Origin of the sequence: Stieleria sedimenti (assembly GCF_025060895.1) — a bacterium.
Lineage (GTDB): Bacteria > Planctomycetota > Planctomycetia > Pirellulales > Pirellulaceae > Stieleria > Stieleria sedimenti.
The window spans coordinates 113,513-129,071 of record NZ_JANZKV010000146.1; the positions used below are offsets into that span (position 1 = coordinate 113,513).

General features: G+C 58.9%; 8 protein-coding genes. 3 read left to right on the forward strand and 5 right to left on the reverse strand.

Translation table 11 applies throughout. The features are described 5' to 3' along the window. Positions 1–221: 221 nt before the first annotated feature. Positions 222–1,583: a Gfo/Idh/MocA family protein gene (locus NZK35_RS18575; protein ID WP_259634033.1), complete on the reverse strand. Its 1,362-nt coding sequence runs from the start codon at positions 1,581–1,583 to the stop codon at positions 222–224. Between the two features lie 843 nt (positions 1,584–2,426). Between NZK35_RS18575 and NZK35_RS18580 the strand changes: the two genes are divergently transcribed. The 3 genes from NZK35_RS18580 to NZK35_RS18590 all read left to right on the forward strand — a co-directional run bounded on the left by NZK35_RS18580 (position 2,427) and on the right by NZK35_RS18590 (position 5,275). Further along, positions 2,427–4,061: a solute:sodium symporter family transporter gene (locus NZK35_RS18580; protein WP_259634034.1), complete on the forward strand. Its 1,635-nt coding sequence runs from the start codon at positions 2,427–2,429 to the stop codon at positions 4,059–4,061. 126 nt (positions 4,062–4,187) lie between these two features. After that, positions 4,188–4,526, forward strand: a complete 339-nt coding sequence (locus NZK35_RS18585) for a P-II family nitrogen regulator (RefSeq protein WP_259634035.1) — start codon at positions 4,188–4,190, stop codon at positions 4,524–4,526. A gap of 527 nt (positions 4,527–5,053) precedes the next feature. Further along, complete coding sequence (locus tag NZK35_RS18590) at positions 5,054–5,275, forward strand: hypothetical protein (RefSeq protein ID WP_095738310.1); 222 nt, start codon at positions 5,054–5,056, stop codon at positions 5,273–5,275. Positions 5,276–5,382: 107 nt separating this feature from the next. On the opposite strand, the gene NZK35_RS18595 is transcribed toward NZK35_RS18590, so the two are convergent. The 4 genes from NZK35_RS18595 to NZK35_RS18610 form a co-directional block, all read right to left on the reverse strand. Continuing rightward, positions 5,383–6,093 carry an SIR2 family NAD-dependent protein deacylase gene (locus NZK35_RS18595; RefSeq protein WP_259634036.1) on the reverse strand — a complete coding sequence of 237 codons (711 nt, stop codon included), beginning with the start codon at positions 6,091–6,093 and terminating at the stop codon, positions 5,383–5,385. A 58-nt stretch (positions 6,094–6,151) separates the two neighbouring features. Further along, the gene (locus tag NZK35_RS18600; RefSeq protein ID WP_259634037.1) at positions 6,152–9,700 is read right to left on the reverse strand and encodes a hypothetical protein; all 3,549 of its coding nucleotides are present in this window, start codon (positions 9,698–9,700) and stop codon (positions 6,152–6,154) included. Positions 9,701–10,182: 482 nt separating this feature from the next. Beyond that, a complete protein-coding gene (locus NZK35_RS18605; RefSeq protein ID WP_259634038.1) occupies positions 10,183–14,787 on the reverse strand; it encodes an outer membrane protein assembly factor BamB family protein in 4,605 nt (1,534 codons plus the stop codon). Positions 14,788–14,985: 198 nt separating this feature from the next. After that, the gene (locus tag NZK35_RS18610) at positions 14,986–15,543 is read right to left on the reverse strand and encodes an adenylate kinase (RefSeq protein WP_259634039.1); all 558 of its coding nucleotides are present in this window, start codon (positions 15,541–15,543) and stop codon (positions 14,986–14,988) included. Positions 15,544–15,559 lie beyond the last annotated feature (16 nt).

Sequence of the window (15,559 nt, forward strand, 5' to 3'; positions counted from 1 at the left end):
CTAAAAGTGATCTGCCAAGATTCCGATTCGCATCGTGTCGTCTTCGTGACTGGAAAGCCGTTGGGACGCCAGAACCGGAAGGGAGAGAGAGTTGGTCAAAAAATGGGGTGGTCAGAAAATGGGGTGTCAAAAGATGGGGTGTCAAAAGATGGGGTGCTTGGTGGAGTGTGACGTGACGGGGGGGCTCGCGTCGCACGCGAGCCCTTGCGTTTGGCGTGGGGCTAGAGCTCGACCCACTCGCCGGCTTCGGGCGGCGGGAAGAAGCCGTTTTCGTCGGCTTTGACCGGCGGCGGGCTGTCTTCGGTCAGATCATCCAGGTAGTCGCAGAATTGGAAATTGGACTCGGTGACTTCGTCCCACGTCACGGTTCGATTCAAGTGTGCCGCCGCTCGGCCCATCAGTGAAGCAAAATCGGCGTAGACCGCCCGCTTGCCTTCGTTGTGGGGGAGGTCGTTGCGGATACTGTGAATGAAGTCGATCCATTCGTAGTCCCAGGGATTTTCGGCATCCGGTGTCGGCGTCCACTCGATGTTGTCTTTGGCGATCCGATGGTCCTTGAACATGTGGACGGTCGCCTTGTGGACGTTGCCGGAAAACTGCCCCGCTTTCTTGCTGCAATGAACGTAGGTGGCGAAGTCGTTGTCGCCGTTCTTGGCCCGACGGAAGCCGCAGAATGCTTTCTTGCCGTTGGGGAACGTGTACTCCATCGAATAGATGTCGTTATTCTGGCCGCGATCTTGACTATTGACTTCGCGACCACCCATCCCGTGACAGCTGGTGGGCCAATCGTCCATCAACCAACAGCATTCGTCGATCTGGTGAATCAAGTTGTCGACCATGTGTCCGGAGCCGACCCACATCAGTTGGGCCTTGCCGAACTTGAGTTGTTCGCCGAATAGGTTGGACTTGTCACGTTGGTCGCCCAGCCACCGCCGTCCGGTCAGCCGGTTCGCCCGGATGTAGGACAGCTCGCCCATTTCGCCGCTGGCGATTTTGTCGATCAAGGCGGCGCGTGCCGGCGAGTGTCGGCATTGCAAACCGGCCGCGATCTTGACGCCGTTTTGTTCGGCCAGTTCAGCCGCCTTGAGCATCCGGCGCAGGCCCACCGGGTCCGGCGAGAATGGTTTTTCCATGAAGACGTTGATGCCTTTTTGGACGGCATATTCGACGTGTACCGGGCGGATGTAGGCCCGCGTCGTGCACATCGCGACGTCGCCGGGGCGCAGCGCATCGATCGCGGCCTTGTACGCCTGGAACCCGAGAAACTGTCGGTCCTTGGAGACATTGATGCCGTCGGGGAATTTTCTCGCCAGCGGTTTGAGCGAGTTTTGGATCTTGCTCGCCTCCAAATCCGCAACGGCGTACAGTTCGATCGGTCCCTGGTTGCTGGTGTTGAGCGCGTTGACGACCGCTCCATTGCCGCGTCCGCCACAGCCGATCAATGCTAAGCGGATCGTGTTGTTTTCACCCGCGTGGACCGCCGGAATGGTCTGCCCGAGGATCGTCGCGCCGACCGCCGCGGCACCGGATCGTTGAATGAATTGGCGACGGGACGTTTCGGAGGAGGTTTGGGGTTGGGCCATGGTTAACTCCTAACCATCAAGTGGGGATCGGGGTGGGCAGCGGGCGTGTCAACGCCGCCAGACGAACAAGCCGGGCACGAGCACGCCGGATTCGAAGGTGAAAGCCGGTCAAAGGATGCAAATGGCGTTCCATGAGGCTTGGTCTGGCCAACCGAAATGTCACCATCGAGAAACCGTGACGCATGCGTCAGACGGTGAATCGGCGATTTTCAGCGGGCTTACGATGTGTGGAAGATCACCGGCGTCGCTGCGACATGACGCACATGTCGGGGCCTGAGCAGATGCTCCAAACCGCGCGCCTGTGCGAAACACCGCATGTGATGGGAGCCGACGACATGTTGCCACGTGCTTTGGCACTGCAGGTCTTAGCGGAACGGCGCGAGCGGGCTGTCGATTTTGTGAGCCGCGACGCGTAAGCGGCCGGGCACAGCGACGTTGCCCGAGGCCTTACGGCCAGCGGCTCACCATTGACTCAGCAGATCCCGACTAAATCGACAGGCCGCGAGCCGTCCGGTGTCGGCTTGACAGCCTCGGAGGGCTCGCGCCCTACCGCTAACCAACAACACCCCGCGGTGATGTCAAGCTGGGTCGCGCTGGTCGTCGGCGTCAAACCGCTGACGGCTTTCGCGACGTTTGGCTGAGATTCCCTCTCGCGGAGCCAGCGACGGGCAGATCAGATCGCTACATTGTGACCTGCCAGCATGCTTGTCACGTTGGACCGGTCGCATCAGACAATCGGGCGATGCGGCGAGAAGACGCCACCGGGCGCACGCTCGTGGCACGCTCCCGATCACTCTCTCCTTCGGACTCATTCACGCCTTTCGGGCAATCAGGGACAATCTTGTGTATTTGGTCACTCTTCTCTCGTTCCTTTTTTTCACGGGACTTGTGGGCCTGTGTACGTGGTGGATCACTCGCAAAGACGATCACGGCAGCAGCACCGGTTACTTTTTGGGGGGGCGTTCGCTGACGTTTCCGCTGATCGCAGGCTCTCTGCTGCTGACGAATCTTTCCACCGAACAAATGGTCGGGCTCAACGGAGCGGCGTTCACCGACGGACTGTGCGTGATGGTCTGGGAGGTCGTCTGTGTGGTGGCGTTGGTGTTCATGGCTTGGTTCTTTCTGCCGCGGTTTCTGCGAAGTGGCGTTGCCACGGTCCCGCAGTACCTGGAGATCCGTTTTGATCATCAAACCCAAGTGATCACCAACCTGATTTTCCTGGTGGCCTACGTCGGCATCTTGTTGCCCATTATCCTCTACACCGGTGCGACGGGGATGGTCGGCATTTTGGATGTGCCTTCGATGCTGGGCAGTCTGCCCGAACGCGTTGGAATGGAACCGGGCACCCTGGCGCTGTGGTTGATCGTTTGGGCGGTGGGGTTGATCGGTTCGGTGTACGCCTTGTTCGGCGGGCTCCGCACCGTCGCGGTTTCCGACACGATCAACGGCGTCGGGCTGTTGGTCGGCGGCTTCATGATCACCGGGTTTGCGCTCGCGCAACTCGGAGGCGACGGGGGGATCTCCGAGGGCGCAAGTTTGCTGGTGGAACAACAACGCGATCGATTCAATTCGGTCGGCGGCGAAAACAGTTCGGTACCGTTCGGCACAATTTTTAGCGGCATCTTTTTGCTGAATTTGTTTTACTGGACCACCAATCAGCAAATCATCCAGCGGACCTTCGGTGCCAGCAGCTTGGCCGAAGGTCAAAAAGGCGTCTTGTTGACCGGCGCGCTGAAACTGCTTGGGCCGCTGTACTTGGTCATCCCCGGCATGCTGGCGTACAGTTTGTTTGCCGGCGATGACATCAAGGCCGATCAGGCCTATGGCATGTTGGTCAACAAAGTGCTTCCCGCCCCGCTGACGGGCTTTTTTGCGGCCGCAATGATCGGGGCGATTCTGTCCAGCTTCAACTCGGCGCTCAACAGTTCCTGCACGCTGTTCAGTCTGGGACTTTTTAAGAACGTGATCAAGAAGGATGCCAGCGAACAGACTGTCGTCCGGTCGGGAAAAATCTTTGGATGGATCGTCGCGGTGGTCGCCATGTCGATCGCTCCGTTGCTGGCCAACACGACCAGCATCTTTGGCTACCTGCAAAAGATGAACGGCATGTACTTCATCCCCATCTTCGCGGTGGTGTTGATCGGCATGCTGACCAAGCGGGTCCCGCCGTTGGCGGCAAAGGTCGCGTTGATTGCCGGGTTTTCCGTCATCGCCATCGGCTACTTTGTGCATCCCTTCGACATCATTGTCGCCTCCCTGCACGAGTACCATTTCCTGGGAATCGTCTTCGCCTGGTTGCTGATTCTGATGCTGGTGATCGGCGAAATCAAACCGCGCGAGACGGAGTTTGTGCAGCAGGATGTCGGCGCGGTGGACATGACGGCGTGGCGATTTGCCAAACCCGTCGGTTTGCTGCTGATCGCGATCGTGTTTGCCATTTACATCACGATGGCTGATTTCTCAGTGCTCGTGCAATGATCTGAATTGTCGACCCTTCCGCTGTGGCGGCGCGTCACGGCGGCCGAGATGGATGCGACTTGGCACGCAAATTGCCTCATCGATGCAGAGAACTGAATCTTGTCCCCTTCCCGGAGGAACTCTGCGATGAAAATTGTTAGTGCGATCATCAACCCCTTGAAATTGGATGCGGTCAGGGATGCCCTGGCCGAGATCGGTGCCAAAGGAGTGACGGTAACCGAGGTGAAGGGCTATGGACACCAACGAGGGCATACGGAGATGTATCGGGGCGCGGTCGTGGACGTGAAGTTCAACCCGAAGGTCAAGCTGGAGGTGGCGATCGAAGACGCATTGGTCGACCCGGTCATCGAGGCGATTTCCAAGGTTGCCAAGACGGGACACATCGGCGCCGGCAAGATCTTTGTCACGCCCCTCGAACGCGTCGTGCGAATCCGCACCGACGAAACCGGAGAAGCAGCCCTTTGACCCAGGTCAACGTCTGACCGACACCAGGCAACGCAGTGAGGCGGACTGCGGTTGCCGCCGTCCGATCCGGGTCTGAGGAAAAACATTCGTTGAGTACGCCCGATCGAGCCCACCCTCTGTGAAGCAAGTTTGCGATCAGAAATGTGCCAATCCGCGCGCTAGCAAGCCCGTTCAATCGCTCAACGCACACCTGCATTCCGGACGCGACGATCCGCAGAGAATCTCTTCGACTTTGGCATTCAAGGAGCGAGCGGAACGGCGCGATTTTATCAGCCGTTTGGCGCCAGCCTTTACGGGCCCTGGTGTGTTTTCATCGCGCTACAGGCCCGTACGCTCGCCGGCTGTCGATTTAGTCGNNAACCGACAGACCGCTCGCGCTGTTCCGCTAACAAATGCTTCACAGCGTTGCCCGTCGGGTGAGGCGACGTGTTGTATGATGTGGATCATCCCGTCGCCTGCGTGCCTCGTCGCGGCAGCGGAGTTGGCGAAGCGGGGCCGCGTTCATTCCGTGATCAAGGACAATCCAGATGGCAAAGCATGAAGTCGACTTTGATGTTCCCAAACGCCCCCTCGGTCGCGCGGACATCGAATTCACGGTCAAGGCAGACGGCAGCGTGTTGGGCACGTTGACCGTTTCCAACGGCTCGCTGGTTTGGTTTCCCAAAGGCACGACGAACGGCTGCAAGATGGGATGGAGCAAGTTTGATGCGTTGATGCAGGAACATGCCACCAAGCAAGAACGACGCTAGCGTTCTACCGAGTCGGCTTGCCGATGTGGAAAACTGGTAGGAAGATTTTGGAGGTAAGAAAATGATGCAGATGCACCATCTCTTCGATTGAGCCAATCTTCCTACCCTCAAAATTTTCCTACCTGTCCATCCAACGAAGCGAGAAACTTTGGCACTTCGATCGACGCCTTTCCTCGAATGGTCAAATCAAATTGGTCGCTTTGGGGGGTGTCGTCCAGATTGATTTCGACGCGGCGACAATGCGGGGGTGTGGCTGCGACAATGCCTGCGGCCGGATAGACGACGGCCGAGGTGCCGATCGCCAGGAACAAATCGCAGTCTGCGGCAAAGTCGGCGATGTGATCCAATCCGATCGGTATTTCACCGAACCAGACGACGTGGGGACGCAGAGTGCCGACCAAATCGGGTTCGGTCGGGTGCGGCGTTTGGACACTTAAATCGTCAGTCCAATCAAACAGATCGCCTGTCAGCGTGCAGCGTGCTTTGAGCAGTTCGCCGTGCATGGGCAAAACGTTCTGACTGCCGGCGCGCTGGTGCAGGTCGTCGATATTTTGCGTCACGAGTAGAAACGCATCGTCGTGCTGTTTTTCAAATTCGGCCAACGCGACGTGTGCCGCGTTGGGCTGAATCGATTGGTCGAACAGTTTGCGGCGTCGCGCGTTGTAGAACTCGTGAACCAGATCCGGGTTGCGTTGGAACGCTTGCGGTGTGGCGACGTCTTCGAACCGATGCCCTTCCCACAACCCGTCGTCGCCGCGAAACGTCGGGATTCCGGATTCCGCGGAGATCCCGGCGCCGGTCAGCACAAGAACTTTCATCGTGACGGGTCCGCATGGGTGTGGGGCAAACGGTCGTTGGGTTCGAGTCGACGAGCGATCACACGCCGGCCAAGCGGTCGGCCAAGACGGGATCGTCCGCCGCCACCCGCATCGGATCTGCACCGAGTGTTCCGACCAAACCCTTCAAATACGTCGGCGATTCCGCTTGGGCCAATCGTTCTTTGGCGTAGGCGAGACGTTCATCGAGATCGAGATTGAGCCGTGGTCCGTCGCCGTCCAGAGTTTCGATCGCTCGTTCAACCCGGTCGATGCAGTCCGTCCAATGCTGGATGTCGCGTTGTTGCTGTTCCACGAGGCGTCGTCGATACCATTTGCTTTGCAACATGTGGTCCAGAGTGAACATCTCGCGGACTCCGGGATCGTCGATCGTTTTGCCTTCGTACCTGCCGGTCGCCAAGATGCTCAGGATCGCGCGAAGCGGCGGACAGGCCAACTCGTAGCCGCCGTCTTCCATGTAGACCTTGGCGACTCTGGCCTGAGCCTCGGCGATATGTAAGATTCCGTCGGCGAACGAATCGTGGTCTTGAAGTTCGGGTTTCAGAATATCGTCGGTAAAGACTTTGCTGGGGTTATCAAAGACGCGAGCCATGTAGGTACGGACGAAGCGTCGGGTGATGCGATATCCGAGTCGGCTGGCAGGGATGTCGACACCGTTGTGCTGGAAATCTTCGATGCGTTCCAGCATTCCGTTGTCGATCATGTGTTGTGGTGATCGCTCTTCGGGGGTCAAGCGGCACCAGACCTCGGGGATCAGCAACGAGATGTCGTGTCCGACTTCGAAGCGAGGCCCGATGTGACCGGCGGCGGTGCTGTACCCACCGAGCCCGGTCAGGATCATGGACACGATCATGTTGTTCATGTCGGTCGACGGCATCAACGCATTGAAGGGGCCTTTGGTCAGTGCGCCTTCGCTGCCGGCGCCGGTGGTGCTGGGGCTTTTGCCGGTCAGCGAGCAGAGGTAGTCCATCACCAATTCGGGCAGCTCCTGGTAGTGCAGGGGCGAGTAGACGGCCAACGAACGAATTCGTTTGGCCGGTTCCGGGGGATTGTTTCGCCGTCCTCCCAGCACTGCTCCGACGGGGAGATGGATCGGTTCATCGGGGCCGAGTCCGCGGTTGAATTGGACTCCGCGTCGGGCGACGTAGGTGTCGCGGGCAAACACCATGTCGGGGCGGTCTTGCAAATAACGCGGGTTTTTCGTTTGTTGGCCATCGACCAGCCGTGGGTTGGCGGTGCTCACGACATAGCTGTCACCGCGCTCATAGGCTCGTTTGAGCAGATCTGCCATGGGGCCGGTGAATTTGTCAAACTCGATCGCGTCGAGCACGATGTCGCGAACTTCCGAGTGGGTCAACGGATGGAAATTGCTGATGAAGTTGGCCGGCCGCGACAAGTCCCATTCGGTCTGTTTGTCCAATCCTCGATGGATGGCATCATCGGGACGCTGGAACAAGCGGTACTCGCAGTTTTCAATGAACTTGTAGCTGGTCGCGGGGAGGACGCTGCCGCCGAGGTTTTCGATTCGGTCGGCCGGGACGATCGTGCTGGCGCTGATGTCGTCTTCACGCTGCACCTTGGCTGCCGGCATGAAATCCTGACGCACCTTGAACGTTCGCCAGCGTTTGTTGTCCAAGCCGACGCGAAGATACGTTCCCACCAGGGCTCGATCACCGATCTTCAATTCGTGTCCGGGCGAGCCGTTGACGATGTCTACGCCGAATCGTTCTTTCCAATTCAACGCTTCGCCCTCCTTGGTGAATCGTTTGATGATCAAGGCCATCGAGTACACGCGTTCGGGGATGCTTTCGAGCCATCGATTGTAGTGTTCGTTGTAATCGGGCGACGGTGTCAGCAGCTTGATCACACTGCCGAGACTCCGCTTCGGGCTCAACACACTGCGGCTCGGTCCATCGGTGTAATCGGTGCGCCCGGGATAGGTGTCCGACCAGCGGGTGGAGTAATCCTTCTCGAAAATCTCATCCAGTTTCGCAAAGTCATCGTCTCGGTCGCCGATAAAGATCGGGCCGTAGAGCATGTAGTCGCGAAGGCTCTTGCTGATTTCGCTCTTGCCGCCACCGCTGACGGTGCAGGGTTTGTGACAGAAAACGCCTTCGCCGACCGTCCCGACCAGTCGCCACGAGGGCGCGTTGGGGTGTTTTTCCAAGCGGATTTTATACCCGCTCGGGGCGATGTAGATTTGTTCCGGTGAAAGCGGAATCCGGTAGTCGTTGCCGTCGCGTGTCCACTTGATGCACCGCTCTTGCAACGTCACCTTGGCATTCTCGGGAATATAGATGATCGAATCATCATTCCGGTCGACACCGTAGCCTTCCGGTTTGGCATCGATAAATTCCGCGTAGTCGCGGACCACGTCGTCGAACGTTCGCCCGTTGTAGCGTTGACTGTCGACTTGGAATTCTTCCCCCAACGAATACGACGCGAACGCGAGCGCTCCACCGGCGTGTTCCTCTTCCGACCGCCCCATCAGATTGCAGGCGTAACTGATCTGCGTCTTGACCTCTTTCTTGCAGTATCCGTAGTAGTTGTCCGCGATCAGCGTGACGACGACACCACGGCGGTCACGACAGGTCAACTTGAACGCCGTGCCGTTGTTGTAACACTCCGTTTCGTCGCTCCAGCACATGCCGTCGCGGCGTTGCCGTTCGGACGCACTGCTTTCATGGGGTAACCCAAGTTCCTTCTTCGTCAACTTGGTCAGGTGGGGCGCCAAAATCACACAGCCCGTGTGTCCGGTCCAGGATTTTACATCGAGCCCGGCATCGTTCTCGGGGATCAGCGGATCACCTCCGTTGCCGAAAATCGATTCAACAAAATCCAGGTTGCTGACCAAACTGGCGGGGGCAAAGAATCGCGTCTCCATCGACAGTGCGTTGGTGAATCCGGGGACCGCAGGGCAGACCAGCGGGCGCAACAACAGCGAGACCCAGGTGTGGGCCGGATTGGTTAACTCACTGGTGTAAGGCAGCAGCATCAAATCTTTCGGCGGCGACATTGCCGCGCGGAACAGTTTGACAAACACGCCTTTGGGAACGGAGCGTTTGTCACCGGGGATCGGCAGCCCGCCTTCGACAACATGGAACGTCCCCGCTGTCGTTCGACGGTCCGCGCGTGGATTGTTCAGCACCCCATTGGTGCAGCGATAGGAACTGACCAGATCGTTTTCGAAGGAGTCCCCGTTGATCGGCAGACTCAGTTTGCGGGCCATCCCGTGACGGTCCAACGTCAACGGGTTGGACGGCAGATGAAGTGTTCCGTTGCGGAGTTCGTCGGCAAAGTAACCGTTGAGAAACGTTTCGATTCGCGTGTCCACCGGGACACGGTGGGACGAAAGCAAACGCGACTTTTCGCGAATGCTATCGAGAATCCCGCTCGAAAACTTGGTCATCGCGTTGCCGAGTTCATTGTCTCGGCCGAGCAGCCCGGCGGCCGCTAACTGCAAGACCAAGTACGTGCGTAGATTGTCACGTTCGACCGGGTCGGTGGTGAGCGACTTGTCCCAACCAACGGCACGCTGCAGTTCGTCAGCATCATGGAACAGTGAGAGATTTTCACGAATGAGCGACATAAAAATCTTGGTGGTTGGAGACAAAATGATGAAAACACGAAAAGAATAGCAGACGCGTAGCTGCCCGATGACGTCTCGGCGAAAGGAATCGCCAGCACGCAGCGGTCTAGCCTGGGAGAGGTTTCTCCGTCGTCAATGCCAGTGACCGGTAGCGTTGCCGAGTTGCCCATTGTCCGGCGATGACGGCGTGATGCACGCCGCGCCGGATGAGGGGGTGACGATCGGCCCCGCGGATCGGCAGCCGCGAGGTTTTCCGGCATCGGGGAGCCCGATGCCACCGGAGCAGTCGGCGGAACGGCGCAAGCGGGCTGTCGATTNNGATTGAAGCCCGCACGCGTTGGCGAGGGGCCACGCGGCGCCCCGCGCTCGCGCGTCGCGCCTGGCATGATCACGCTGATTTCGGAACATCGACTAAAACGACAGCCCGTGAGCGGCCTGCCGCTAACTGATAACGGCGCCGCTGGCGGAATCCAAGATCCCGCTCAATCCACCGGTTGCTGGATCGGTTGGGGCGACTCACCGAAGGTGTAGATCAAGGTTTCACCATCGATCGTCGCGCGAACGCGTCGCAATTCCGGTTGGGCGGTCAGGAAGGTGGTCAGCCCGGTCGACTGTGGCGAAACGACTCGCTCCAACTGTTCGTGGATCGTTTCGCCATCGGTCAGACGGAGCATGGCAACATCCATTTTGGGCGTTGATTTGTTGATCTCATAAATGGTTTTCGAACGTGCCATCAACACCACGGGCGAACCATACGGCTGGTCGATGGTCATGCCCCAAGGGTCTTGCTCGAAATCCCGCGTCCAACGGATCTCGCCCGATTGCGTCGAGACGGCAATGATCTTGTGGACCGTACGGTGCGTTTCGCCATGCTGGGTCAGCATGTCGCCTTTTTGACGCACGACGGCGTTTGCCGGCAGCACCAGGATCTGGCCGTCCATCCACATCGCGTACATCGATTGAAGTTCCGGCATCTCACCGATCTCGTGACGACACAGTTCGGTCGCCTGCAGAAGGTCCCAAATCACAAGCCGCCCCGTGCTGTCCAACAGCACCAGATAGCGGTCTTGCAAGATGCGTCCGCAACCTCGTCCGGCCGCCTGGGTTAGCGGTTGCTTGATCAAGGCTTCGATTTCTAAGGCAACTTCGCCACTGAACGGATCCACCAAACGCACGATCGCCGCGGATGATTTCGAATCGACTTCATAGGCCAAGACGTGTTTCCCGCTGGTTGCCCAGACCTTTCCATAATCCCAATCCGCCGAATCGATCTTGCGGCCGTCATACAGGTCGAACTGTGACACCGAGGCGAAGATTCCTTTGACGTAGGAGACAACGGCGACGCGGTTGTCGTTGACCACGATGTGCCCAATCGTCGGGGCCGACGAATTTCGCCACAGTGTTTCTTTGTCTCTCGTATCAACAGCAATCAAGTCACCTGCTTGCAGCACCAGGACGCGATCCCCGAGCACCGGTCCGACGCGGAACTCGCTGATCTGATTGGCCGCACCGGAATTGGTCGGGTAGGAGAAATTGGAATCTCCGAAGACGGTCGTTTCGATCTTGCGCTGGGTATTGGTTACCCCGTCCGCCCCAAAGTCGCGCGACCATAAGGACGCTTCGCTGCGCCGACTGCTCTGCATCGCAAACAGATCCACCGCAGAGATGCGCCCCGGACGCTCCAGGATCATCAGCCCGCCGCTGATCTTGGCCTTGCGGTCCTGAATCCTGGCCGCGCGGAATTCATCCATCGGTAACGGCATCACGTCGCCGTTGGGATTTTGGAACATCACCGAACCGCCGCGGTTGACCACTTTCCAGCCTTGAAAGGTTTGTCCGCCGTAGAGCGTCGGGTCGACCACCGCTTGCAGAAACGTCGACCGTCCTCCGCCCGGCAGCGATTGCGATTGCCACGACAGTGAGACCGGCGCGGTGACATCGAGCGTGGGCGTCTGCGCCGCGATCCGGTCTTCGGCGAGTGTCCCCATTTCCTGCAACTTGGCTTTGATATCCGCCGCGAGATCGGCGGAGTCTTCGTTCGCATCGGGATTCAGAATGGCCTGGCTGACGGCCACGGCATCCTGATGCAGCGCACCTTCGCTGTAGACCTCGCCGAGCGCGGCGGCACGCCGGGGCGTGTACCGCCACTGTTGCTGGTCAAACAGCCGAGACGGCAAAGTCGGTCCCAGCAACAAGCGTTCGGCCGAAAACAATTCGTCCTCGGCAACGCGTCGTTTGGCCAGCGAGATGACAAGATCATCGATGCCCAGTGGGCCTAACTGCCCGGTCATGACCGACAACCGTTTGGTGGATTCCAAAGGCATCGATTCCAAGTGCGTTTTTAATTCTTGTGCAACGGCGTCGAGTTGGTTTTCTTCTTCCGCGATCCGCATCACTTCGGCGGCTCGCGCGGAGACCCAGCTATCGAGTGCACAACCGCGTGTGGGGTCGCGAAGGATCGCATCCTCTTCATTGCCGACCAGAGAAATGTTGGTCATCACGTCGGAGAATTCCAGCAACCGCTTCGTCGCCGTCTGGACGGATCGGTTTCGCAGTGCCGATTGGATTCTCAACGCCAAGAACTCCAAACGTTGGGCCGGAGTATCGATCAACGCATCGAGATCGTCTTCCAAATCCGAAGGCGGCGTGGGGTTTTCACGCAATTCACCCAGCATGGACGAAATCGACAACATCAGCACGTCATCGCTGTCCGGATCGATCTTGCGTGCTTTTTGCAGCACCATCAGTGCTTCTTGACGCTCGCCCCGTTCGCTCAACAGCAGCGCTTTTTGGACGAGCGCGTCCAAGTTGTCCGGGTCTTCTTGAAGAATCCGTTCGACACGCGGCCCCAGCGTTTTTTTGCCGAGGGCGACGACAAGACGTGTGGGGCTCTGTGAAATGATTTCACCGTCGATGGCGATCAAGTTGCCGAGCGGGAATTGGGCCGTCACACGATCGACCAGCGAGCCGTCGTCCAAGGAAATCTCGACCAACTCGTTGCCGCTGGTCGGAACGATGTAGGAATGGTCACCGAACACGCCCCGGCCGACGATTTGTTGTCCGGCGGAAATCAGGCGTTGGTCGGTCCGCCAGTTCAGACGCCCATTTTCCAGGTCGTGGCTGACGACTTCACGTGCACTGACCATCAACAGCTGGTCGTCGCGAATGCCGGCAACATAAAACGCGGCCTGTCGGGATTTACTGAAACGCTTTTTGCCATCGACCAGTTCAAAGCAGTACAGGTTGTCGGTCGCGGCGGGGGTGACCAGCACACTCAAGCCGCTGGCGGTCGCAACGGAGTTGTGCCAGCGTTGCAGCAACTGGTCGGACGACTTCCCCGAACGCGAGTTGAACATGATGCTGCCCATCGCGCGGCGCTGATAGGAATTACCCCAGCGTAGCGTCCGATCGGCCAAATCGACCGCGACGGTCGCGCCGGCACCGGTCGGGCAAATCAAGACTCCTTCGTGGTAGCTGGGCGTCGCTCCGGAGATGCGTCGGATCGCATCAAACTGAATCCCGGCACCCTCGATTGCCACCAGTTGTTGTTGCCACAACAGCTTCCCCGTCGCCGGATCCAGGCTGACCAGCATGATGTCACCGGCGATTTCCGCCATCGCGTACAAGGCTCCATCGACCGCGATCGGTGCCCCCAAAAAGAAAGCCTGGTTCAGCTCGCTTTCGATGGTCGGGTTTTGGCCCAGACGCCACAACGTCTTGCCTTCGGTTTCCAATTCCAACGCGACCAAGGTGTTGCGCCCGCCGTCGGCCGTACTCGTGTTGCGAACGCCCATCAGCGGATTGATTTGCAACATTTGAAACGGCGAGAGGTCGTCGAGCAGATAGACCCGCTCGCCGTCGCTGGTGATTTGCCCGTACGGCAAGTCATTCCACACGCGGCGGCTGAGGCGGTCCGGCGGATCGGAGGATCCCATCCCGAGCATCGCGTCGTATTGTTCGTTGTCGGCCGAGACGTCGGTTTGAAACCAGGGGTACTGCCAGACGCGTTTTCCGGTTCGATAATCCACGCCCCGCAGACGTTCGGTCGTCCGCATCAGCAATTGGTTGCCGACTCGGATCGGTGTCCAGCTGGGCGGAACCAAACGACCGCTGGCCGCCAATTCTTCTTCCTTCTGCCGTAGCCGTTGTTCTTCTAACGGAGTCGCGGTGGTTTCCAGCATCCAACGGGGCGTCGAAAGCGGCAGCTGGCCGTCGGCGGTTTCGTTTCGCGAAGCCGATCCTCCCAACAACGGATAGTCGGTCGAACGGCTGATCGAATCGGTTTCGGGCGATTGGTAGTGCCCATCAATCCAGCTCCGCCAATCGGTCACGGTTTCGGCGGTCTGGCGGTCGCCCCCGTTCCATCGCACGCTGATCGATCCCAGATCACGCGGGATCGTGCGATCGGCCAAGCGACAAGCAATCGCATGCATCGCCGACACCTCGTCGCCGAGTTGATCGACCGCGTGTCGGCTGGTCACCACATCATCGAGCAGCAACGAGCAAGCCAAGGGATGCCCCAGGTACAACTCTCGCTGTGCCAAGATCAACGATGCTTGATATCCTGCTGCGGTGTGAAAGTACTTGCGGCGGACGCTGCGGAGAAGTTTCCAATCGCGTTGCCCGGTCGCTTCGTCGAGCAATTGTTTGGCCAGCGCGCCATAACGAAGCTCGTAGGTGGCAAACGCGTCGCTGGGCAACGCCCCGATCAAATCACGGCAATGACGCAAAAAGCTCTTGTCCAGCCGCTGTTGGTCGTTGTCTCGGATCTCCAGAAAAAAATCTTGGCCGGCGATCGTCGGATCGTTCGTCGGGTCGACGTGGCGTTCGAGCAAGTCGCCCAGAATCACCACCGCGTCACTGTACCTGGCGCCGGCGATCGCCTCCTCGGCGTCCTTCAATTGCTGATTGAGCAATCGAGGCGGCGGGATGAACCGCGACATGTTTTGATCAAAACCCACCCCGAAGCGGCCTTGTTGGGCCTGGGCACGATCGCCAACGCAAATCGCAAACCACAGCGACAGCGACAGCGACAGCGCGAAAAACCGAGACGTAAACGGAACGGCGGATGGGGCAGCAAAATTCATGTTCAAACGACTTGCGGAGCGGAACAGCGGAGCCGACGCGGCGAGGCAGTACACCTCAGCCATCATTGTAGCGCCCGAGGGCAAAGAAGGCGCCCACAGCTGACCATTTTATGACGTTGGATCGCGTTGCGACGCAAATCCGTTGGGGTTTCGCTGCTTCGCAGCGAGCGGGGATCGCCTGAAGGCTGGACACCAACCTTAGCGGAGCGCATCGCGAATGGCTGTGAACACTTCGTCCGGTGTCCCCGCGGCGTCGACGTCGACCACGATGCCCCGCCGGCGGTAAAACTCCAAGACCGGTTCGGTTCGATTTCGAAACACCTTCAGCCTGGTTTGAATCGTTTCGGGGGTGTCGTCGGCGCGTCCTTCCGACTCCGCTCGAGCGAGCAACCGCTGAACCAAAGCGTCTTCTTGAATGATCAGATTGATGACCGCGTCGAGCCGCTGATCGCGCTCGGCCAAGAATCCGGTCAGCATCTCCGCCTGGTTCACCGTGCGGGGGAACCCGTCGAACAGGTACCCGTTTTCGCAATCGGGTTGTCGAAGCCGGTCGATGATGAATTGCATCATCAAGTCATCGGGCGCCAAGTTGCCACCGTCGATGTAACCGGCGATCAACTCACCGAGCGGTGAGTCGGTCCGGCAGGCCCGTAGCATTTCACCCGAAGAGATGTGCGGGATCGCCAACTCGCGACTGAGGCGACGGCACTGTGTGCCCTTGCCAGCGCCCGGTGGACCGATGAAGACGATGCGCACTGGATGGTTCGCTTCG

Bases quoted from the DNA above. Each gene is read 5' to 3' on its own strand.
- NZK35_RS18595 (WP_259634036.1), bottom strand. From the start codon at position 6,093: ATGAAAGTTCTTGTGCTGACCGGCGCCGGGATCTCCGCGGAATCCGGA.
- NZK35_RS18575 (WP_259634033.1), bottom strand. From the start codon at position 1,583: ATGGCCCAACCCCAAACCTCCTCCGAAACGTCCCGTCGCCAATTCATT.
- NZK35_RS18585 (WP_259634035.1), top strand. From the start codon at position 4,188: ATGAAAATTGTTAGTGCGATCATCAACCCCTTGAAATTGGATGCGGTC.
- NZK35_RS18590 (WP_095738310.1), top strand. From the start codon at position 5,054: ATGGCAAAGCATGAAGTCGACTTTGATGTTCCCAAACGCCCCCTCGGT.
- NZK35_RS18600 (WP_259634037.1), bottom strand. From the start codon at position 9,700: ATGTCGCTCATTCGTGAAAATCTCTCACTGTTCCATGATGCTGACGAA.
- NZK35_RS18605 (WP_259634038.1), bottom strand. From the start codon at position 14,787: ATGAATTTTGCTGCCCCATCCGCCGTTCCGTTTACGTCTCGGTTTTTC.